This is a genomic window from Thioprofundum lithotrophicum, from assembly GCF_055387065.1.
In genome coordinates this window covers 2,215,261-2,233,535 of sequence record NZ_AP042379.1, presented here as the reverse complement: position 1 = coordinate 2,233,535, position 18,275 = coordinate 2,215,261, and the positions used below count along the sequence as shown (strand labels likewise).

Below are 18,275 nucleotides of genomic sequence, written 5' to 3'. Positions count from 1 at the left end.
AGGCGGGATCAGGCCTCGACTTCCATCTCGGCCGCGGCCTCGGCCGGGCTCTCGGGCTGGGCGCCGGGCAGCAGGCGCTCGCGGATCTGACGTTCGATGTCGGCGGCGATCTCCGGGTGCTCCTTGAGGAACTTGCGCACGTTGTCCTTGCCCTGGCCGATGCGATCGCCGTTGTAGCTGTACCAGGCGCCGGACTTGTCGACGATGCCTTCCTTCACGCCCAGATCGATGATCTCGCCCTCGCGGGAGATGCCCTCGCCGTAGAGCAGATCGAACTCCACCTGCTTGAAGGGCGGGGCCACCTTGTTCTTGACCACCTTCACCCGGGTTTCGTTGCCCACCACCTCGTCGCCACGCTTGATGGCGCCGATGCGGCGGATGTCCAGGCGCACGGAAGAATAGAACTTGAGGGCGTTGCCGCCGGTGGTGGTTTCGGGATTGCCGAACATCACGCCGATCTTCATGCGGATCTGGTTGATGAAGATCACCATGGTGTTGGAACGCTTGATGTTGCCGGTGAGCTTGCGCAGGGCCTGGGACATGAGCCGGGCCTGCAGGCCCACGTGGGAGTCGCCCATGTCGCCCTCGATCTCGGCCTTGGGCGTGAGGGCCGCCACCGAGTCCACCACCACGATGTCCACGGCGCCGGAGCGCACCAGCATGTCGGTGATCTCCAGGGCCTGCTCGCCGGTGTCGGGCTGGGAGACCAGCAGTTCGTCCACGTCCACACCCAGCTTCTCGGCATACAGCGGGTCCAGGGCATGCTCCGCGTCCACGAAGGCAGCCGTGCCGCCGGCCTTCTGGGCCTCGGCGATGACCTGCAGGGTAAGGGTGGTCTTGCCCGAGGATTCGGGCCCGTAGATCTCCACCACCCGGCCCCGCGGCAGGCCACCGATGCCCAGGGCGATGTCCAGGCCCAGGGAGCCGGTGGAGATGGCGTCCACCTCGCGCACGGCGGTGGTGTCGCCCATGCGCATGACCGATCCCTTGCCGAACTGCTTCTCGATCTGGCTCAATGCGGCGCTCAGCGCCTTCTTCTTCGCTTCATCCATTCCAGTCAACCCCTCGTTATCGTCGTTGGCGCGGCCCGCCCTCCATGGGCCGGCGCCGGATCTCCACGGCCGCCATTATTTCACAATCGGCAGGCCAGTTGTTACCGGCGGGCCGAAGGACGGCCTTTTTCAACCGCCCATCGGCCGCCCCTCGCCGGCCCGCAGGGGCCAGCGGGCCAGCACCCGGTAGACCGCCCCTTCGGGGCGGGTTTGCGAGGCGGCGAGCACGAATTCCGACACCGGCCAGACGAGGGGCTCGATGGACGTGTCGCGCCGCGGAAGATGACGATGGGCCTTGCGCAACAGGGTCAGATGGGGGGCGAACTCCCGCGTCTCGGCCGGCAGGCCGCAGCCCTGGCAGGCCTGCTCCAGCGCCGCGGCCAGAGCCAGCAGCGCCGGCGGCGGAGAGGCGATGCCGGCCCACACCACCTTGGCCCGGGGAAACGCCCCGAGCCGGTCGATGCGCAAGGTAAAGGGCGGGATGCGCACGGCCGCGGCGGCGCGGCGCAGGCACTCGGCCACCGGCTCGCTGACTGCGCCGACGAAGCGCAGGGTCAGATGCAGCCGCTCGGGCGTGATCCGCCGGCCCGGCACCTGCGCCAGCTCCCGTTCCTGCAACCGGCGCAGCCCCCGGACCACCTCGGGCGGGGGCCAGAGCGCGAAGAACAGGCGCGAGGAGACCGCCGCCTCAGGGCTCGAGGCCATCGAGCAGTCCCGACAGGGCGGCGGCCACTGCCTGACGGCGCACCGCCTCCCGGTCTCCGGAGAAGACCCGGTGGGCCGAGCGCAGCCGCACGGTGCCGCCGTCGTCGTGCCCCCAGGCGAACCAGACCAGGCCCACCGGCTTCTCCGGCGTCCCGCCCGTGGGGCCGGCGATGCCGGAGATGGCCAGGCTGCGGGCCGCCTGGCCGTGATCGAGCGCCCCCTCGGCCATGGCTCGCACCACCGGCTCGCTGACCGCGCCGTGACGGGCCAGCAGGGCATCTGGCACCCCCAGCATCTCCTGCTTGGCGGCATTGGTATAGGTGACGAAGCCGCGATCGAACCAGGCCGAACTGCCGGCGATGTCGGTCACCACCTTGGCCACCCAGCCCCCGGTGCAGGACTCGGCCGTGGCCAGCATCTCGCCGGTGGCCTGCAGGCGCTCCCCGACCCGCCGGGCGAGCGTCTGTAGGGCAATGTCGTCGGGGATGGTGCTGCGGCTCATGGGACTCCTCGGCGTGCTGGCCGGCCTGACGGGAAAGGGCGGACAAGGCGGCAGGATGCCGTGCTACAGTCTACACTGGATCGTTCCCGGGAAAGGGAAATCACGACGATGACCAGCGTCTCGCCCGTCAGCCGCCTGCCAGCCTACCCGTCTGCCGCGCCGGATGCCCGGCCGCCGCAGCGCACGCCCGCGGCCGGAACACGGGCGGACGCCCCTGTCGCCACGCCACCGCTGCCGGCGGGCGGCAACGGTCCCGTCCTGGCGCCGACGCCATCCGGCAGCGGACGCGGGCATCCTGCCCTGACCCTCTACCGGGACGTGCAGCGACTGCCCGGCGACGGCACGGACACCTGGATCGGCCGCATCGACATGCGGGTCTGATTCACTCGTCCAGCATCTCCTGGATCACCGCGCCGATCTCGAAACCCTCGCCCCGCCGGGGCCGGGCCACCCGCACCACCCGCACCCGGGCGTGCAGGGGCGGGGTGAGATCGTTCTCGGGCTGCACCACCACCTCCAGATAGGATTCCACCGGCAGCTCCCGCTGGGCGATGAACATCATGCCGCGGCCACTGAGGTTGCGCACCTTGCCCGTCTCCGCCTCCGTGCTGCCATCGGCCCGGAACACGATCGGGCAATCCACCTCCACGCGGATGAAATCGCGTTTCTCGTCGTACTCTCGCGGCATGCCTCTCCCCCGTTGCGCGCATCCTGCGCAAGCGTCCTGTTTGTCAGGCCAACTTTAGCCCGGATAGGACGGCAGGTCGAGAGAGGGCGGTGCCGACGGCAGGCAACGTTGCCGACAGGTCTCGTATTTGCAACTTCCGCCATGGCATCGATTGCAGGGACTGGCGGCCCCGTTCCCGCCCCCACTGCAGCGGCCTGGCGGATCCGGTAAACTCCCCGCCCATGGCGGCGCGACCCGACATGGCCGGACACACGCCCATGATGCAGCAGTACCTGCGCATCAAGGCCGAGCATCCGAACATCCTGCTCTTCTACCGCATGGGCGACTTCTACGAACTGTTCTATGAAGACGCCCACGAAGCCGCCCGCCTGCTCGACATCACCCTGACCACCCGCGGCAAGTCCGCCGGTGAACCGATTCCCATGGCCGGCGTGCCCTATCACGCCGTGGACAGCTACCTGGCCAAACTGATCCGCCAGGGCCGTTCGGTGGCCATCTGCGAACAGATCGGCGATCCGGCCACCAGCAAGGGGCCGGTGGAGCGCCAGGTGGTGCGGATCGTCACCCCCGGCACGGCCACCGACGACGCCCTGCTCGAAGCCCGGCGCGAAAACCTGCTGGCCGCCGTCGCCCGGCAGGGCGAGCGCTTCGGCCTGGCGGTGCTGGATCTGGGCAGCGGCCGCTTCACCCTGCAGGAACCCGCAACGGAGGCGGCCCTGGCCAGCGAACTGGACCGCCTGCAGCCGGCCGAACTGATCCACCCCGACGAGACCCCGCCCCCGGCCGGCGCGGCCTGCCTCACGCCCCGCCCGCCCTGGCACTTCGACACCGAACGCGCCGGCCGCCTGCTGTGCGAACAGTTCGGGGTGGACAACCTGGCCGGCTACGGCTGCGAGGCGCTGCCGGCGGCCATCGCCGCGGCCGGCGCCCTGCTCGGTTACGTGCAGGAGACCCAGCGCAGCGTGTTGCCCCACCTGCAGGGCCTGGCCGTGGAATGGCCCCACGAGATGCTCCACCTGGATCCGGCCACCCGCCGCAACCTGGAACTGGAACGCTCGCTCGCGGGCCACGAGCGCAACACCCTGCTGGCCCTGCTCGATCACGCCGCCACGCCCATGGGCAGCCGGTTGCTGCAACGCTGGCTGCGCCGCCCCCTGCGGGTACGGCCGGTGCTCGAAGCCCGGCTCGACGCCATCGACGCCCTGCGCGAAGAGGGCCTGGCCGACGCCCTGCACGACATCCTGCGACGCATCGGCGACATGGAGCGGATCCTGGCCCGCGTGGCCCTGCGCACGGCCCGGCCCCGGGATCTGGCGCGCCTGCGCGAAGCGCTCCAGGCCCTGCCCGCGCTGTGCGCGACGCTCGGCACGCCCACGGCGGGCCGCCTGCCCGCCCTGCGGGAAGGGCTGCGCCCCTTCCCCGATCTGGCCAGCCGCCTGGAACGGGCCCTGGTGGAGAGCCCGCCCCAGGTGATCCGCGACGGCGGCGTGATCGCCGAGGGCTACGACGCGGAACTGGACGAACTGCGCAGCCTGCAGGCCAATGCCGGCAGCGTGCTGGCGGCCATGGAGGCCCGCGAACGGGAACACACCGGCATTGCCACCCTCAAGGTGGGCTACAACCGCGTGCACGGCTACTACATCGAAGTGGGCAAGGCCCAGGCGGACAAGGTGCCGGAACACTACCAGCGCCGCCAGACCCTCAAGGCCGCGGAGCGCTACATCACCCCGGAACTGAAGGAACTGGAAGACCGGGTGCTGTCCGCCAACGAACGGGCCCTGGCCCGCGAGAAGCAGCTCTATGCCGAACTGCTGGAAGACATCGCCGGGCAACTCGCCCCGTTGCAGACCTGTGCCGCGGCCCTGGCCGAGCTGGACGTGCTGGTCAACCTGGCCCGCCGCGCCGAGGCGCTCGACTGGCACCGGCCGCGCTTTCGCGAAGAGCCGGGCCTGCGCATCGAACAGGGCCGGCATCCGGTGATCGAACAGGCCCGGGACGTCCCCTTCACGCCCAACGATGCGGAACTGCACGACGCGCGGCGCATGCTGATCATCACCGGCCCCAACATGGGCGGCAAATCCACCTACATGCGCCAGATCGCCCTGATCGCGGTCCTCGCCCACCTCGGCAGTCCGGTGCCGGCGAAGGCCGCCGAATTCGGCCCGCTGGATCGGATCTTCACCCGCATCGGCGCCGCCGACGATCTGGCCTCGGGCCGCTCCACCTTCATGGTGGAGATGACCGAGACCGCCAACATCCTGCACAACGCCACCGAACACAGCCTGGTGCTGCTCGACGAAATCGGCCGCGGCACCTCCACCTACGATGGCCTGGCCCTGGCCTGGGCCACGGCCCACGCCCTGGCCGAGGAGCGCCGGGCCCTGACCCTGTTCGCCACCCACTATTTCGAACTGACCCGCCTGCCCGGTGAACTGCCCGCCTGCGCCAACGTGCATCTGGACGCGGTGGAACACGGCGAGCGGATCGTCTTCCTGCACACGGTGCAGGAAGGCCCGGCCAGCCGCAGCTACGGCCTGCAGGTGGCCGCCCTGGCCGGCGTGCCCGCAGCGGTGCTGGCGCGGGCCCGCGCCAAGCTCGCCGAACTCGAACGCGCAAGCCCCGGCGACGCCCCCGTCCGTCCCTCCGCCTCCCCGGCACCGCCCCCCTCGCCGCTCCTCGAAGCGCTGCGCGCCACGGACCCCGATGCCCTCACCCCCCGCGAGGCGCTGGATCTGCTCTACCGGCTGCGGGCGCAACTGGAAAACGCGACTTGATCCAGAACAAGGTGCCCGGCCTGCCGGCCGTGGCATACTCGCGCCCGTTCGCGATTCCCGCTACCATAAGGCGGACAGCCGTTCCGAATTTCAGGACACTTGACCGTGACGTGGACTAAGCCCCTGAGGCCGGGGGTGACGTTTCGTGACACGCCGTGAATACGTCCCTGTAGGCTCGACGGCCGCAGTCGCTTCGGGCATCCTGCCCTCACGCGACACTTGTCCGTCCTGGACATCGTCCCTGCGGCCGACGGTCACGAAACGTCACCCCCGGCCTCAGGGGCGCGCCAGATTCAACGTCGCCAGCCAACGATGAACGGGGATTCGGAACGGCTGTCCAGCCGAACATTCGCACAAGGAGCACAACATGACCTACGTGGTGACCGAGAACTGCATCCTCTGCAAGTACACCGATTGCGTCGACGTCTGCCCCGTGGACTGTTTTCACGAAGGGCCCAACTTCCTGGTCATCGACCCGGAAGAGTGCATCGACTGCACCCTGTGCGAACCGGAATGCCCCGCCGAAGCCATCTTCGCCGAAGACGACGTGCCCCCGGGCCAGGAAAACTTCATCGAACTGAATGCCGAGCTGGCCAAGAAATGGCCGGTAATCACCGAAAAGAAGGATCCCCTGCCCGATGCCGAGGAATGGGACGGCAAGCCCGACAAGCTGCAGTATCTCGAAACCTGATCCCGCCGCGGGCGGGTGCCGGCCGGCCCTGCCCCGCCTCTTGAATTTCTCACCCGGCGACACCAGCATGGCGTGCGCGCCATTGCGCCACCCACACCCAGGTAACGAGGCATGAACACACCCGTACACATCGACGTCACCGCAAACGATTTCGAGCGGCAGGTCATCGAGGCTTCCCGCCAGCGCCCGGTGCTGGTGGATTTCTGGGCCACCTGGTGCGGCCCCTGCCAGAGCCTGATGCCGGTGCTGCTGAAACTGGCCGAGGACTACCGCGGCGCCTTCCTGCTGGCCAAGGTGGAAATCGATCAGAATCCGGATCTGGCCAGCCGCTACGGCGTGCGCAGCGTGCCCACCGTGAAACTGTTCCGCAACGGCGAGGTGGTGGACGAATTCATGGGCGCCCTGCCCGAGAGCGCCATCCGCGAATTCCTCGACCGCCATGTGGAAAAGGAATCGGATCGCCAGATGCAGGCGGCCCGGGAACTGTTCGATCAGGGCAACCGGGACGCCGCCCTGGAGAAGATGCGCGCCGTGCTGGAAGCCGATCCGGGCAACGCCCGCAACTTCCTGCGCTATGCCGAGGCGCTGCTCGAAGCCGGCCGCCTCGACCAGGCCCGTGAACAGCTCGAGGCCCTGCCCCTGGACTGGCAGGACAAACCCGAGGCCAAATCCCTGCGCGCCCGCCTGGAACTGGAAAAGACCCTGGCCGACGCCCCCTCACGCGAGGAACTGGAAAAACGCCTGGCCGAGAATCCCGGCGACAAGGACGCCCTCTATCTTTCCGCCATGCGCGCCCTGGAAGCCGGCGATCACGACACGGCCATCGACCGCCTGCTGCAACTGCTGATGCGCGACCGCCACTACGGCGACGACATCGCCCGCCGCACCCTGCTGCAGATCTTCGACATGCTCGGCGACGACGACGCACGGGTGCAAAGCGGCCGACGGCGGCTGGCGATGGCCCTGCATTGATGGGCAGAGGCAAGGGGCAAGGAAAAAGCGAAAAGCAGCGCCGGGCGGCTCAAGTTACGTAGGCCGGCTCAAGCGCAGCGGAGCCGGCAAAACACGCCATCACGAAATGCCGGCTCCGCTGCGCCTGAGCCGGCCTACATTGCATGAAAGATGCCCGCCGCCTGCTACCTTTTCGCCACCTTCTCCGCGTCGAGGATCGCCTTGAGGCGGTCGGGCGGGACGTAGCCGGGGATCACCTGGCCCGCTTCGGTGACGATGGCGGGCGTGCCGCGAATGCCCAGGCGCTGACCGAGTTCGTATTCCCGGGCCACCGGGTTGTCGCAGGTCTTCGGTTCCGGATCCTTGCCCTGCTTGGCTTCGGTGAGGGCCTTGTTGCGATCCTTGGCGCACCAGACCGAAACGGCCTTGTTGTAGGAATTGGAGTGCAGGCCGGCGCGGGGATAGGCCAGGTAGCGCACCCGGATGCCGGCCTGGTTGTACTGGGCCATCTCGCTGTGCAGCTTGCGGCAGTAGCCGCAGTCGATGTCGGTGAACACGGTGATCGTGTGCTTGGCTTCCTTCGGCCCGTAGATGATCATGTTCTTCTCGCCCACCTGTTCGATGGCCGCCAGGCGCAGACGATCCCGCACCGGCGTGGAGACGTTGGTATTGGTGTGCAGATCGATGATGTCGCCATCGAAGGCGTAGCGGCCGTCGGCGCTGATGTAGAACAGTTGCGGCGGCATGAACACCTGATAGATGCCGGGCACCGGCGAAGGCTGCACGGCTTTGGGATCGAGCTCGGGCAGGATCTTCTTCAGCGCGGCGCGCGCCTTTTCGAGGCCGGGATCGGCCTGCTCGGCGGCCAGGGCAGGATTCAGCAGGCCCAGCGCCAGGGCGCCGGCGATCAGGATGGACTTCATGATACGGATGACCTCGGGGGATGTTCGGTGACAGGGAAATGGCCGGCCATTATACGGCATGCCATGAATGAAAAGTGTGACCGTCAGCGATGAGAGGGGTTCCCGGGGATGCCCGGAGGAAAAACCGCCTCCCGGCCTGGCGGCTTTGCTGCGCTTGAGCCGCCCTGCAATGCTTGCCGCTCCATTCATCTCTCCGTGACCTCCGTGACCTCCGTGACCTCCGTGCCTCCGTGTTCTCCGTGTTCCCTTCCACTCCAGCCCAACCCCGGCCCTCACCCCCGCGGATGGTGCCGGGCGTGGAGTTCCTGGAGGCGGGCGCGGGCCACGTGGGTGTAGATCTGGGTGGTGGAGAGATCGCTGTGGCCAAGCAGCATCTGCACCACCCGCAGATCGGCGCCGTGATTGAGCAGGTGGGTGGCGAAGGCGTGGCGCAGGGTGTGGGGCGAAAGGGGCTTGTGGATGCCCGCCGCCGCCGCGTGGGCCTTGATGCGGTACCAGAAGGCCTGGCGGGTGAGAGGCGTGCCCCGGTTGGAGAGAAACAGGGTCTCCGCCTCCCGCTGGCCGAGCAACGCCGGGCGGGCTTCACGCACGTAGCGCACCAGCCAGTCCTGGGCCACCTCCCCCAGGGGCACCAGCCGCTCCTTGCTGCCCTTGCCCCGGATCCGCACGAGCCCCTGTTGCAGGTTCACCTGCCCCGGCAGCAGGCCCACCAGTTCCGAGACCCGCAGGCCGCTGGCGTAGATCACCTCGAGCATGGCACGGTCGCGCAGCCCGAGGGGCGTGGCCACGTCGGGCGCCGCCAGCAGGGCCTCCACCTCGGTTTCGCTGAGGGTGTCGGGCAGGGGCCGGCCCAGCTTCGGGGTTTCGATCAGCGCCACCGGATCCTCGCCGATGCGACCGGTGCGCCGCAGCCAGGCATAGAAACGCCGCAGGGTGGACAGCAGCCGCGCGGTGCTGCGCGGGCGGGCGCCGGCCTCCAGGCGCCGGGCCAGATGGGCCTGGATGTCAGCCCGGGTGACCCGGGCCAGATCGTCGATGCCCCGCGCCCGCAGGGCACGGGCGAAGCCGAGCAGATCGCTGCGATAGGCGGCCAGGGTGTTCTCGCTCAGGCCGCGCTCCATCCACAGGGCATCGAGAAAGGGTTCGATGAGCGGATCGCCCTCCACCGCCGGGTCGTTCATGTCTCCAGCCTCACGCCTTCCCGCGCCAGCAGGCGCCGTTTCAGCGCCAGCGCCGCACCCCGGGTGCGGCCGGCGAAGCCGCCCAGGCCGCCGGCCGCCACCACCCGGTGACAGGGCACCACCAGCGGCAGCGGATTGGCCCGGCAGGCGCCGCCCACGGCCCGGGCGCTGCTGCCGAGCTGGCGGGCCAGTTCGCCGTAGGTGCGCACCTCGCCGGGCGGGATGGCCCGCAGGGCCTGCCAGACCCGTCGCTGGAAGGGGGTTCCCGCCGGGGCGAGGGGCAGCGAGAAGACGAAGCGCGGATCCGCCGCCCAGGCCTCGAGCTGGCGCGCCACTTCGGCGGCCAGGCCCACTGCCGCCGGTTTCGTCCGTAGCGCGCCACCGGCCCCCGTCAGCTCGAGGGCCACGAGCCGCCCGTCCCGCAGGGTGAAAACGATGCCCCCGAGCGGGTTGCGACAGAAATACCGTGCGTCGTTTTCCGGCATGCGGATACCCTATCACCCCGAGGGCGAGCGCTAAACCTTTGCCGAACCGCGCCGATAGGAAGGGCAACCCGCCACGGAGAAAATGTCATGTCCCTACGCCTGCTCTTCGCCTGTCTTCTGCTCGCTCTTGCCCCCTTCGGTCCGGCGGCCGCCAGCGCCGAGGGCGGCGGTGGGGGCAGCAGCGCCTATCTGCCCCTGAAGCCGCCTTTCGTCGTCAACGTGAACGACGGCGAGGAAGTCCATCACATGCAGGTGGACATCCAGGTGAAACTGGCCGGTCCCGAGGCCGCGGGCCTCATCGAGGAACACATGCCCGCCATCCGCCACAGCCTGGTGCTGCTGCTCTCCGGGCAGGAAGTGAAGACGGTGCGCACCGTGCAGGGCAAGGAAAAGCTGCGTCAGGAAGCGCTGGAGGCCGTGCAGAAGGTGCTGGAGGAGAACGCCGGCACCAAGGGCATCGAGGCGCTGTACTTCACGGGGCTCATCATTCAGTAGGCTTGACGGGGCATTCAGGAAAACCCAAAGCAAGGCCGCGAATGCGCCTGTCTGCCTCGCCGGCTCCGCTGTGCTTGAGCCGGCCTACGAGTCGGACGGTTCCTTGTCTTCCTTTCCCCGCACCTGTCTCAGCAGCAGGAGTTTTTGCAGTTGCCGTTGCAGCAGGGCACGGCGGCCGGGCTCCTTGGTGACCTTGAGCAGCCGGCGGAAGAGATTGCGGGCATCGCTCACCAGGCCGGCCTGGCCGAGGGCTTCGGCCGCCTGGTAACGGGCGGTCTGGCCCCAGGGATCCATGGCGCCCGGCTCGGGGAAGTTGGCCGACATCAGATACAGCCGGGCCGCTTCGGCGTAGCGGTGCTGCGCCTTGCGCGACTCGGCCATCCAGTAGTAGAGCTCGCGGCGCAGCTCGTCGTCCGGCGCCCGCGCCAGCACCTGTTCGAACAATTGGTAGGCGGCATCGTGGGCCTGCACGGTCTGCAGATCGAAGACCACCTGCAGCAGGCGGTCGAGCTGTTCGCGGGTCGGCGCGGCGGTGGCGGCCAGCAGGGCTTCCAGCGCCCGGGCGCCGCGCCCGGCATCGCCGCCGAGCACGAAGATCCGCGCCCGGCGCAGGTGCCAGAAGAAGGGATCGGTGCCTTCGGGCGGCGCGTCCAGGGTGGCCATCAGGGCCGAGGCGCGGCGGATGTCGCCCCGGCGCAGGGCCACGTCGGCCAGCACGTAACGGGCGCCGGGGGGGATGGTGCGATAGTCGGCGAAGTGGCGCGATTCGAGGAACAGCCGCTGCAGCATCACGCCGCCCCGGGGCCGCTCGCGGGCCGAGAGCACGAAGCGCAGAGCGGCGCGGTTGCGATCCGCCTCGCTCTGGCTTTCGAACAGCAGCAGGGCATACAGGGCCCGGGACTGCACCGGCAGCTTGGCGGCGATCTTCCCGGCCTTCTCGAACCAGGGGCCGTCCTCGCCGATCAGGTACTGCTCGCGGTTGCCCACCTGCACCGCGTAGTCGCGGTAGGCCTGCCAGAGACTGTCGGGGGTGAAGTCGAACAGGCCTTCCGGCAGCGGGGTCTTCTCGCCGGCGGCAATCACGTTCTCCAGCGCCAGCGCGGTGGTGGCCCGGTCGCCGGCCTGGCGGGCCGCCTCGGCCACCACCGCCCACAGGTAGATCTTGAGCCGCTCGTCGGCCCACTTGCCGCGCATCTGGCGCAGCCCGGCCTGCATCACCTTGCGCGCCGGACGCTGGCCGGAGCGCAACTGGGCCAGCAGGTAGAGCATGCCGGCGCGGGGATCGGCGGTGTCGCCGGCCAGGCGCTCCATGGCCTCTTCGGGGCGGCCGGCGCTGAGGGCGATGCGGGCCCGCAGCAGCCGGTCCTCGAGACCGTGCTCGGGATAGTCGCGAAAGTGGCGCAGGGCCGCGAGGCGGGCATCCTCGGCCAGGCCGGCGGCGAGATAGGCTTCCAGGATCAGGCGCCGCCAGCGTTGCAGGCGTTCGGCGCTGGCCGTGTCAGCGGGCGCCTGCCAGATCAGTACCCGCAACAGGGCAATCGCCTCGCGCGGCTGGCCGCCCCGGGAGAGGGCCTCGGCGCGGGCGGTGCGGGCCCAGAGGACGAACTCCGCCGGCAGATCCGCGGGCAGGCTGGCCAGGCGGGCGGCGATGCCGGCCCAGTTCCGGGTCTCGCGCAGGATGGCGATGCGCAGGCGTTCCCAGGCCATCCACGTCTCGGGATCACGGGCAGCCGGAGGCTGGAGACGGTCGAGGGTGCGCAGGGCGAGCTGCGGGGTGCCGGTTTCGGCCAGGGCCCGGACTTCGGCCAGGGCCGGCGCCGGGGCGGCGGATTCGGCCGCAGCGGGTTCCGGGTCCGGCGCGGCGCGCGCCACGGCCGCATGCAGCAGCGCCGCGCACACGAAAACGGGCAGGCTCGATACGAGCCTGCCCGTTGGCTTGCGACGCCCGGCGCCAGACATGGCGGGACGGGGCCCGCTCAGCGGCTGGCCAGCTTTTCCTTGATGCGGGCGGCCTTGCCGGTGCGCTCGCGCAGGTAGTAGAGCTTGGCCCGGCGCACGTCGCCGCGGCGCTTGACCTTGATCTCGGCAATCGCCGGGCTGTGGGTCTGGAACACGCGCTCCACGCCCTCGCCGTGGGAGATCTTGCGCACGGTGAAGGAGGAGTTGAGGCCACGGTTGCGCTTGGCGATGACCACGCCTTCGAAGGCCTGCAGACGCTCGCGGTTGCCTTCCTTCACCTTCACCTGGACCACCACGGTGTCGCCCGGGGCGAAGGCCGGCACGTCCTTCATCTGTTCCGCTTCGAGTTGATCGATGATGTTGCTCATGGTTTTGCTCCCACGCATGTCGCTGGTGTTCGTGTTCAATCGGTCGGCTGCTCGTGGATGAACTCCGCGAGCAGCTCGCGCTGTTCGTCGCTCAGCTGCAGCTCGGCCAGCAGATCCGGCCGCCGCAGCCAGGTGCGGCCCAGGGCCTGCTTGAGCCGCCAGCGGCGGATGGCCGCATGATCGCCGCTGCGCAGCACCGCCGGCACTTTCCGCCCGGCGACGACCTCCGGCCGGGTGTAGTGGGGATGGTCCAGCAGCCCGGCGACGAAGGAATCCTCCGCGGCCGAGTCTTCGTGGCCCAGCGCCCCCGGCAGCAGCCGGGTGAGGCCGTCGATGATCACCATCGCCGGCAACTCCCCCCCGGAGAGGACGTAGTCGCCAATGGACCATTCCTCGTCCACCTCGGCCTCGATCAGGCGCTCGTCGATGCCCTCGTAGCGGCCGCAGAGCAGGATCAGGCCTTCCCGCCGGCGCAGTTCCTCGAGGCCCCGCTGGTCCAGCCGCCGCCCCTGGGGGGAGAGATAGGCCAGCTTCGCCCCCGGCGCAGCGGCCGCCCGGGCCGCCTCGATGGCCGCGCGCAGCGGCTCGTACAGCATCACCATGCCGGGGCCGCCGCCGTAGGGGCGGTCGTCCACGGTGCGGTGCCGGTCGGTGGTGTAGTCCCGGGGGTTCCAGGTCGCCACCTCCAGCAGGCCCCGCGCCACCGCCCGCCCGGTGATGCCGTGGGCGGTGAGGATCCGGAACATCTCCGGAAACAGGGTGATCACGTCGATGCGCATCACCACACCTCAGAAATCCGGGTCCCAGTCGGCCGTGATGCGCCCGGCGTTCAGATCCACTTCCCGGATCACCTGCTCCGGCAGCCACGGGATCAGGCGTTCGCAGGGCTTGCCGTCGCGCTCGCCGCGCAGCACCAGCACGTCGTTGGCGCCGGTCTCCTGCAGGCCGGTCACCGTGCCCAGGGCCACGCCATCGGGCGTGAACACCTCCAGGCCCACGAGCTGGTGCCAGTAGTATTCGTTCTCGCCCGCCGCCGGCAACTGCTCGCGGCGGATGGCGACGGGCCGGCCGACGAGCTGCATGGCCGCATCCCGATCCTCGAACCCGGCCAGGCGGGCGACGAGGGTCTTGCCCTGGGGCCGGCCCTCGAGCACCTCGAAGGCCTCCCAGCGGCCCTGGTGCTGCAGGTACCAGGGCGAGTAGTTGAAGATGTTGGTCCGCGGATCGGTGTCCGAATGGACCTTGACCCAGCCGCGCACCCCCGAGACGCCGGTGATCCGGCCCAGCAGCAGCATGTCGTCGGGGGGCGTCATGGCGCGGTCGTCGCCGGCCGGGCCGCTCCGGCTGCGCAAGGGGCTCAGGCGGCCGAGGCGGCCTTGGCCGACTCCTTCAGCAGCTTGCTGACCCGCTCGGAGGGCTTGGCACCGAGCCCCATCCAGTGCTGGATGCGATCGGTGTCGACCTTCAGGCGCACTTCGTTCTCGGTGGCCAGCGGGTTGAAGAAACCGACCCGCTCGATGTAGCGACCGTCGCGGCGGTTGCGGCTGTCGGTGACCACGATGTGGTAGAAGGGCCGCTTCTTGGCGCCGCCCCGTGTCAGGCGAATGGTGACCATACCGTTTGCAATTCCTCGTCAGACCAATGAATTCGGGCCGTCACGGCGCGCCGCCGGACAGCCCGGAGAAACAGGATGGCGCATTTTACTGGAATTGCGGGAAAAGTAAATGCAGTGGCGAGGGCCGCGTGGCGAGTGGCGAGGAAAGGCGGGGTCGTGGCAACCCGGATGGGGAGGGTGGCGCGAAGTGACGGGAGGCGTCGAAGGGCGCGGCTTCGACATGGGGCAGAACGAAGATTTGGCGGAAATCGCGGCTTGCGCCGCTCCTACACTCTACAAATCAACAACTTGCAATACCTCGCCACTCGTCCCTCGGCCCTCGTCCCTGTAGCCCCGCGCCACAGGCGCGGGGTTACATGAATCCGGGCGGCAACTGCCCCTTCATGTTGCGCAGCATCTTGCCCATGCCGCCCTTGCCCATCTTCTTCATCATCTTCTGCATCTGGGTGAACTGCTTGAGCAGGCGGTTGACGTCCTGTACCTGGGTGCCCGAGCCGGCGGCGATGCGGCGCTTGCGGGAACCCTTGATGATGTTGGGGAAACGCCGTTCCTCGGGGGTCATGGAGTTGATGATGGCCTCGAGACGGGCGATCTGCTTGTCGTCGACGGCGTTCATGGCGCCCTTGGGGAGGTTGGGCATGCCCGGCAGCTTGTCGAGCAGGCTGGCCATGCCGCCCATCTTCTTGAGCTGCTGGAACTGGTCGCGGAAGTCCTCGAGGTCGAAGCCCTTGCCCTTCTTGATCTTGGTGGCCAGTTTCTCGGCCTTGGCCCGGTCCACGTGCTGCTGGGCCTGCTCCACCAGGCTGACCACGTCGCCCATGCCGAGGATCCGGGAGGCGATGCGATCGGGGTGGAAGGGCTCCAGATCGGCCATCTTCTCGCCCACGCCGAGGAACTTGATGGGCTTGCCGGTGATCTGGCGGATCGACAGGGCGGCACCGCCGCGGGCGTCGCCGTCAGTCTTGGTGAGGATCACGCCCGTCAGGGGCAGGGCCTCGTCGAAGGCGCGGGCGGTGTTGGCGGCGTCCTGGCCGGTCATGCTGTCGACCACGAACAGGGTCTCGGCCGGCTGCAGCACGGCGTGCAGGGCGCGGATCTCGTCCATCATCTCGCCGTCCACGTGCAGGCGGCCGGCGGTGTCGACGATCAGCACGTCGGCGTGTTTCACCTTCGCCTCCTGCAGGGCCCGGCGGGCGATCGCTTCCGGCTGCTCGTCGGGCGAGCTGGGCAGGAACTCGGCGCCCACCTCGCCGGCCACGGTTTTCAGCTGCTCGATGGCGGCCGGACGGTAGACGTCGGCGGAGACCACCATGACCTTCTTCTTCTCCCGCTCGCGCAGCCAGCGGGCCAGCTTGGCCACGGTGGTGGTCTTGCCCGAGCCCTGCAGGCCGGCCATCAGGATCACCGCGGGCGGGGTGACGGCCAGGTTGAGCCGGTCGTTGTGCTCGCCCATCAGGCGGACCAGCTCGTCGTTGACGATCTTGACGAAGGCCTGGCCCGGCGAGAGGCTCTTGAGCACCTCCTCGCCCACCGCCCGCTGGCGCACGTGTTCGGTGAATTCCTTGACCACCGGCAGGGCCACGTCGGCCTCCAGCAGGGCCATGCGCACCTCGCGCAGGGTGTCCTTGATGTTGTCTTCGGTGAGCCGGCCGACGCCGCGCAGGTTGCGCAGGGTCTGGCCGAGGCGATCGGTCAGTCCGTCAAACATGGTGCCTCGCTGTCGTTTTGTCCGTCTTCAAACGTGTTCCCGTGCCATCGGCTGGCATGACGGCGCAGAGTGGCACGGAGCCCCGGAGGGAGGAGAGACGTTTCGGGACCGTCAGCCGCAGGGATGCGGCTGTCGAGCCTACAGGGACGTATTTACGGCGTGTCCCGAAACGTCTCTCCTCCCTGCGGGGCGGTGCCCGAACGAGCTGCACGATTCGCCGGCCCAACAGAAGTCGACACGACGACTCGCTTATTTTCAACAGCCTGTTAAACGCACAATGCTTGGGATTATAGCGTGAACCGATCCCCGGCGCCGAGCCGGTGGATCCGGTGGCTGGTGATGGCGGCCTGGCATTCGCGGAAGATCTCGTCTTCGGCCCCCGGCTTGTTGTGGCTGATATAGACATCGGGATCGAGATTCAGTTTCCGCAGATCGGCGGCCAGCAGGGAGGGGCAGTAATGGCCGGCGCGGCGGCACAGATCCTGGTCGCGGTCGGGGAAGGCGGCTTCCACCAGCAGCATGTCCAGTTCCGAGTAGCGGTTGAGGGCCTGCCAGAAGGTGTCGTTGGTGGAGGTGTCGCCGCTGAAGGCGAACACCTTGCCGGGGGTCTCCACCCGGTAGCCCACGCCCGGGACCACGTGATTGACGGGGATCATCTCGATGCGCAGCCCCGCCACCTCGCGGATCTGGCCGGGCGCCATCGGCGCGTAGCGCATCACCGGGTTGGCCCGGTTGGGCAGGATGGCGAAATCGGGCCAGATCACGTTGTTGAAGATGTGGGTGCGCAGGGCCTGCAGGGTCACCTCGAGGCCGTGGATCACGATGGGCTCCTCGATGCGATCGAAGATGCTGTCCAGCAGCAGGGGGATGCTGGCCACGTGATCCAGGTGGGAATGGGTGAGAAAGATATGGCGGATCTGCGCCATCTCGTCGAGGGACAGATCGCCCAGGCCGGTGCCGGCATCGATCAGCACCTGGCCGTTGAGGCGCAGGGTGGTTGTGCGCAATCCGGCGCCCACGCCGCCACTGCAGCCGAGGACCGTCAGCTCCATGTTTTCCTCCGGCCCGTTCGCGGGGGTGTCGTCCGCGGCCGGTTCGGCCACGGCCTCGTCATACCCGTGGAGTCGATTCTGTCGAAAAGGTCGCATTACCCGTGGCACCCGTCGTCTGGACAGGCTCCATCCTGCCACCGGTCGCCCCTGCAAACTGTTATAGTGGTCACAACTCGACCCGTGCGCACCCGCGCCCGGCGCCACTTCCGCTGCATGGCGCGATTATGTCATCATCCCGGCTTCGACAACAACAAACGCCCCGCCCATGATCCCGCTCGCGTTCACGGCCGCCCTGCTCTACTGCCTGTCCGGTGTGTGGCTCTATCGCCGCCTCCGGCAACCCGCCGACAAGGCGCCGCCGCGGCGGGAACTGCTACCGGCCGTGGCGGCCCTGCTGCTGCATGCCCTGCTGGCCTGGCAGACCCTCATCACCCCCCAGGGGCTGAACGTGGAGCTGTTCGCCATCGTCGGCCTGGTGGGCTGGCTGGTGGCGCTGCTGCTGACCCTGGCCAACCTCTCGCTGCCGGTGGCCAGCCTGGGCATCGTGGTCTATCCCGTGGCCGCCCTGGCCGTGATCGGCCTGGCCTTCGCGCCGCCCGGCCACTACCTCACCGAAGCCCTGGACGCGGGCCTGCGCCTGCACATCCTGCTGTCGATCCTGGCCTACAGCCTGCTTTCCATCGCCGCCGTGCAGGCCGCCCTGCTCTACGTCCAGGACAGTCACCTGCACCGCCATCAGCCGGGCGGCTTCGTGCGCGCCCTGCCGCCGCTGGAGACCATGGAAAAGCTCCTGTTCGGCATGATCACCCTGGGCTTCGTGCTGCTCACCCTGTCGCTGGCCAGCGGGGCGTTCTATCTGGACGACATCTTCGGCCAGCACCTGGTGCACAAGACGGTGCTCTCGGTGATCGCCTGGCTGATCTTCGCCGTGCTGCTGTTCGGCCGCTGGCGCTTCGGCTGGCGTGGCCGGGTGGCCATCCGCTGGGCCATCGGCGGCTTCGTGGTGCTGATGCTGGCCTACTTCGGCAGCAAGTTCGTCATCGAACTGCTGCTGGGCAAGGCTTGACAGCGCCCCCGCTTCTCCCGCGTAATATCGGGCCGGCCATCACACGAGGTTCGTCCTCTC

At 68.9% G+C, this 18,275-nt stretch carries 20 protein-coding genes; 6 read left to right on the top strand and 14 right to left on the bottom strand.

The features are described 5' to 3' along the window. Positions 1-8: 8 nt before the first annotated feature. The 3 genes from recA to pncC all read right to left on the bottom strand — a co-directional run bounded on the left by recA (position 9) and on the right by pncC (position 2,259). Complete coding sequence (gene recA, locus ACZ5BH_RS10605; RefSeq protein ID WP_464889237.1) at positions 9-1,052, bottom strand: recombinase RecA; 1,044 nt, start codon at positions 1,050-1,052, stop codon at positions 9-11. A gap of 129 nt (positions 1,053-1,181) precedes the next feature. Then, positions 1,182-1,757, bottom strand: coding sequence for an RNA 2',3'-cyclic phosphodiesterase (thpR, locus tag ACZ5BH_RS10600; protein ID WP_464889236.1), 576 nt, complete (start codon positions 1,755-1,757; stop codon positions 1,182-1,184). After that, the gene (gene pncC / locus ACZ5BH_RS10595; RefSeq protein ID WP_464889235.1) at positions 1,741-2,259 is read right to left on the bottom strand and encodes a nicotinamide-nucleotide amidase; all 519 of its coding nucleotides are present in this window, start codon (positions 2,257-2,259) and stop codon (positions 1,741-1,743) included. Before pncC ends, thpR begins: the two co-directional genes overlap by 17 nt. A 108-nt stretch (positions 2,260-2,367) precedes the next feature. Between pncC and ACZ5BH_RS10590 the strand changes: the two genes are divergently transcribed. Next, entirely contained in the window at positions 2,368-2,640 is a 273-nt protein-coding gene (locus tag ACZ5BH_RS10590; RefSeq protein WP_464889234.1) for a hypothetical protein, read from the top strand. 1 nt (position 2,641) lies between these two features. Here ACZ5BH_RS10590 and ACZ5BH_RS10585 read toward each other — a convergent pair whose 3' ends face one another. Continuing rightward, positions 2,642-2,947 (bottom strand): PilZ domain-containing protein, encoded by a 306-nt coding sequence (locus ACZ5BH_RS10585; RefSeq protein ID WP_464889233.1) that lies wholly within the window; start codon positions 2,945-2,947, stop codon positions 2,642-2,644. A 221-nt stretch (positions 2,948-3,168) separates the two neighbouring features. On the opposite strand from ACZ5BH_RS10585, the gene mutS reads away from it, so the two are divergent. The 3 genes from mutS (at position 3,169) to trxA (ending at position 7,384) form a co-directional block, all read left to right on the top strand. After that, complete coding sequence (gene mutS, locus ACZ5BH_RS10580; RefSeq protein WP_464889232.1) at positions 3,169-5,721, top strand: DNA mismatch repair protein MutS; 2,553 nt, start codon at positions 3,169-3,171, stop codon at positions 5,719-5,721. A 367-nt stretch (positions 5,722-6,088) separates the two neighbouring features. Beyond that, entirely contained in the window at positions 6,089-6,412 is a 324-nt protein-coding gene (fdxA, locus tag ACZ5BH_RS10575) for a ferredoxin FdxA (RefSeq protein ID WP_464889231.1), read from the top strand. A 111-nt stretch (positions 6,413-6,523) separates the two neighbouring features. Continuing rightward, complete coding sequence (gene trxA / locus ACZ5BH_RS10570; RefSeq protein ID WP_464889230.1) at positions 6,524-7,384, top strand: thioredoxin; 861 nt, start codon at positions 6,524-6,526, stop codon at positions 7,382-7,384. A gap of 164 nt (positions 7,385-7,548) precedes the next feature. Here the strand turns inward: trxA and dsbC are convergent, their stop codons facing one another. From dsbC to ACZ5BH_RS10555, 3 genes are all read right to left on the bottom strand, one after another. Beyond that, entirely contained in the window at positions 7,549-8,286 is a 738-nt protein-coding gene (gene dsbC, locus ACZ5BH_RS10565; RefSeq protein WP_464889229.1) for a bifunctional protein-disulfide isomerase/oxidoreductase DsbC, read from the bottom strand. Between the two features lie 272 nt (positions 8,287-8,558). Then, on the bottom strand, positions 8,559-9,467 hold the full coding sequence (gene xerD / locus ACZ5BH_RS10560; protein ID WP_464889228.1) for a site-specific tyrosine recombinase XerD: 909 nt from the start codon (positions 9,465-9,467) through the stop codon (positions 8,559-8,561). After that, on the bottom strand, positions 9,464-9,952 hold the full coding sequence (locus ACZ5BH_RS10555) for a methylated-DNA--[protein]-cysteine S-methyltransferase (protein WP_464889227.1): 489 nt from the start codon (positions 9,950-9,952) through the stop codon (positions 9,464-9,466). Before ACZ5BH_RS10555 ends, xerD begins: the two co-directional genes overlap by 4 nt. A gap of 87 nt (positions 9,953-10,039) precedes the next feature. On the opposite strand from ACZ5BH_RS10555, the gene ACZ5BH_RS10550 reads away from it, so the two are divergent. Continuing rightward, positions 10,040-10,447, top strand: a complete 408-nt coding sequence (locus tag ACZ5BH_RS10550) for a flagellar basal body-associated FliL family protein (RefSeq protein WP_464889226.1) — start codon at positions 10,040-10,042, stop codon at positions 10,445-10,447. An 84-nt stretch (positions 10,448-10,531) separates the two neighbouring features. Here the strand turns inward: ACZ5BH_RS10550 and ACZ5BH_RS10545 are convergent, their stop codons facing one another. The 7 genes from ACZ5BH_RS10545 to ACZ5BH_RS10515 form a co-directional block, all read right to left on the bottom strand. Then, positions 10,532-12,346 (bottom strand): hypothetical protein, encoded by a 1,815-nt coding sequence (locus tag ACZ5BH_RS10545; RefSeq protein WP_464889225.1) that lies wholly within the window; start codon positions 12,344-12,346, stop codon positions 10,532-10,534. Between the two features lie 77 nt (positions 12,347-12,423). Continuing rightward, positions 12,424-12,774 carry a 50S ribosomal protein L19 gene (gene rplS, locus ACZ5BH_RS10540; protein WP_464889224.1) on the bottom strand — a complete coding sequence of 117 codons (351 nt, stop codon included), beginning with the start codon at positions 12,772-12,774 and terminating at the stop codon, positions 12,424-12,426. Positions 12,775-12,809: 35 nt separating this feature from the next. Beyond that, on the bottom strand, positions 12,810-13,553 hold the full coding sequence (trmD, locus tag ACZ5BH_RS10535; protein WP_464889223.1) for a tRNA (guanosine(37)-N1)-methyltransferase TrmD: 744 nt from the start codon (positions 13,551-13,553) through the stop codon (positions 12,810-12,812). 9 nt (positions 13,554-13,562) lie between these two features. After that, positions 13,563-14,087, bottom strand: a complete 525-nt coding sequence (gene rimM / locus ACZ5BH_RS10530; protein WP_464889222.1) for a ribosome maturation factor RimM — start codon at positions 14,085-14,087, stop codon at positions 13,563-13,565. A gap of 44 nt (positions 14,088-14,131) precedes the next feature. Next, positions 14,132-14,389 carry a 30S ribosomal protein S16 gene (rpsP, locus tag ACZ5BH_RS10525; protein ID WP_464889221.1) on the bottom strand — a complete coding sequence of 86 codons (258 nt, stop codon included), beginning with the start codon at positions 14,387-14,389 and terminating at the stop codon, positions 14,132-14,134. Positions 14,390-14,741: 352 nt separating this feature from the next. Continuing rightward, positions 14,742-16,097 (bottom strand): signal recognition particle protein, encoded by a 1,356-nt coding sequence (gene ffh / locus ACZ5BH_RS10520; RefSeq protein ID WP_464889220.1) that lies wholly within the window; start codon positions 16,095-16,097, stop codon positions 14,742-14,744. A 287-nt stretch (positions 16,098-16,384) separates the two neighbouring features. Continuing rightward, positions 16,385-17,149, bottom strand: coding sequence for an MBL fold metallo-hydrolase (locus tag ACZ5BH_RS10515; RefSeq protein WP_464889219.1), 765 nt, complete (start codon positions 17,147-17,149; stop codon positions 16,385-16,387). 265 nt (positions 17,150-17,414) lie between these two features. Between ACZ5BH_RS10515 and ACZ5BH_RS10510 the strand changes: the two genes are divergently transcribed. Next, a complete protein-coding gene (locus ACZ5BH_RS10510; protein ID WP_464889218.1) occupies positions 17,415-18,215 on the top strand; it encodes a cytochrome C assembly family protein in 801 nt (266 codons plus the stop codon). The last annotated feature ends 60 nt before the right edge of the window (positions 18,216-18,275 follow it).

Excerpts from the sequence above, each read along its gene's own strand:
- recA (WP_464889237.1), bottom strand. The coding sequence starts at position 1,052 with ATGGATGAAGCGAAGAAGAAGGCGCTGAGCGCCGCATTGAGCCAGATC.
- thpR (WP_464889236.1), bottom strand. The coding sequence starts at position 1,757 with ATGGCCTCGAGCCCTGAGGCGGCGGTCTCCTCGCGCCTGTTCTTCGCG.
- pncC (WP_464889235.1), bottom strand. The coding sequence starts at position 2,259 with ATGAGCCGCAGCACCATCCCCGACGACATTGCCCTACAGACGCTCGCC.
- ACZ5BH_RS10590 (WP_464889234.1), top strand. The coding sequence starts at position 2,368 with ATGACCAGCGTCTCGCCCGTCAGCCGCCTGCCAGCCTACCCGTCTGCC.
- ACZ5BH_RS10585 (WP_464889233.1), bottom strand. The coding sequence starts at position 2,947 with ATGCCGCGAGAGTACGACGAGAAACGCGATTTCATCCGCGTGGAGGTG.
- mutS (WP_464889232.1), top strand. The coding sequence starts at position 3,169 with ATGGCGGCGCGACCCGACATGGCCGGACACACGCCCATGATGCAGCAG.
- fdxA (WP_464889231.1), top strand. The coding sequence starts at position 6,089 with ATGACCTACGTGGTGACCGAGAACTGCATCCTCTGCAAGTACACCGAT.
- trxA (WP_464889230.1), top strand. The coding sequence starts at position 6,524 with ATGAACACACCCGTACACATCGACGTCACCGCAAACGATTTCGAGCGG.
- dsbC (WP_464889229.1), bottom strand. The coding sequence starts at position 8,286 with ATGAAGTCCATCCTGATCGCCGGCGCCCTGGCGCTGGGCCTGCTGAAT.
- xerD (WP_464889228.1), bottom strand. The coding sequence starts at position 9,467 with ATGAACGACCCGGCGGTGGAGGGCGATCCGCTCATCGAACCCTTTCTC.
- ACZ5BH_RS10555 (WP_464889227.1), bottom strand. The coding sequence starts at position 9,952 with ATGCCGGAAAACGACGCACGGTATTTCTGTCGCAACCCGCTCGGGGGC.
- ACZ5BH_RS10550 (WP_464889226.1), top strand. The coding sequence starts at position 10,040 with ATGTCCCTACGCCTGCTCTTCGCCTGTCTTCTGCTCGCTCTTGCCCCC.
- rplS (WP_464889224.1), bottom strand. The coding sequence starts at position 12,774 with ATGAGCAACATCATCGATCAACTCGAAGCGGAACAGATGAAGGACGTG.
- trmD (WP_464889223.1), bottom strand. The coding sequence starts at position 13,553 with ATGCGCATCGACGTGATCACCCTGTTTCCGGAGATGTTCCGGATCCTC.
- rimM (WP_464889222.1), bottom strand. The coding sequence starts at position 14,087 with ATGACGCCCCCCGACGACATGCTGCTGCTGGGCCGGATCACCGGCGTC.
- rpsP (WP_464889221.1), bottom strand. The coding sequence starts at position 14,389 with ATGGTCACCATTCGCCTGACACGGGGCGGCGCCAAGAAGCGGCCCTTC.
- ffh (WP_464889220.1), bottom strand. The coding sequence starts at position 16,097 with ATGTTTGACGGACTGACCGATCGCCTCGGCCAGACCCTGCGCAACCTG.
- ACZ5BH_RS10515 (WP_464889219.1), bottom strand. The coding sequence starts at position 17,149 with ATGGAGCTGACGGTCCTCGGCTGCAGTGGCGGCGTGGGCGCCGGATTG.
- ACZ5BH_RS10510 (WP_464889218.1), top strand. The coding sequence starts at position 17,415 with ATGATCCCGCTCGCGTTCACGGCCGCCCTGCTCTACTGCCTGTCCGGT.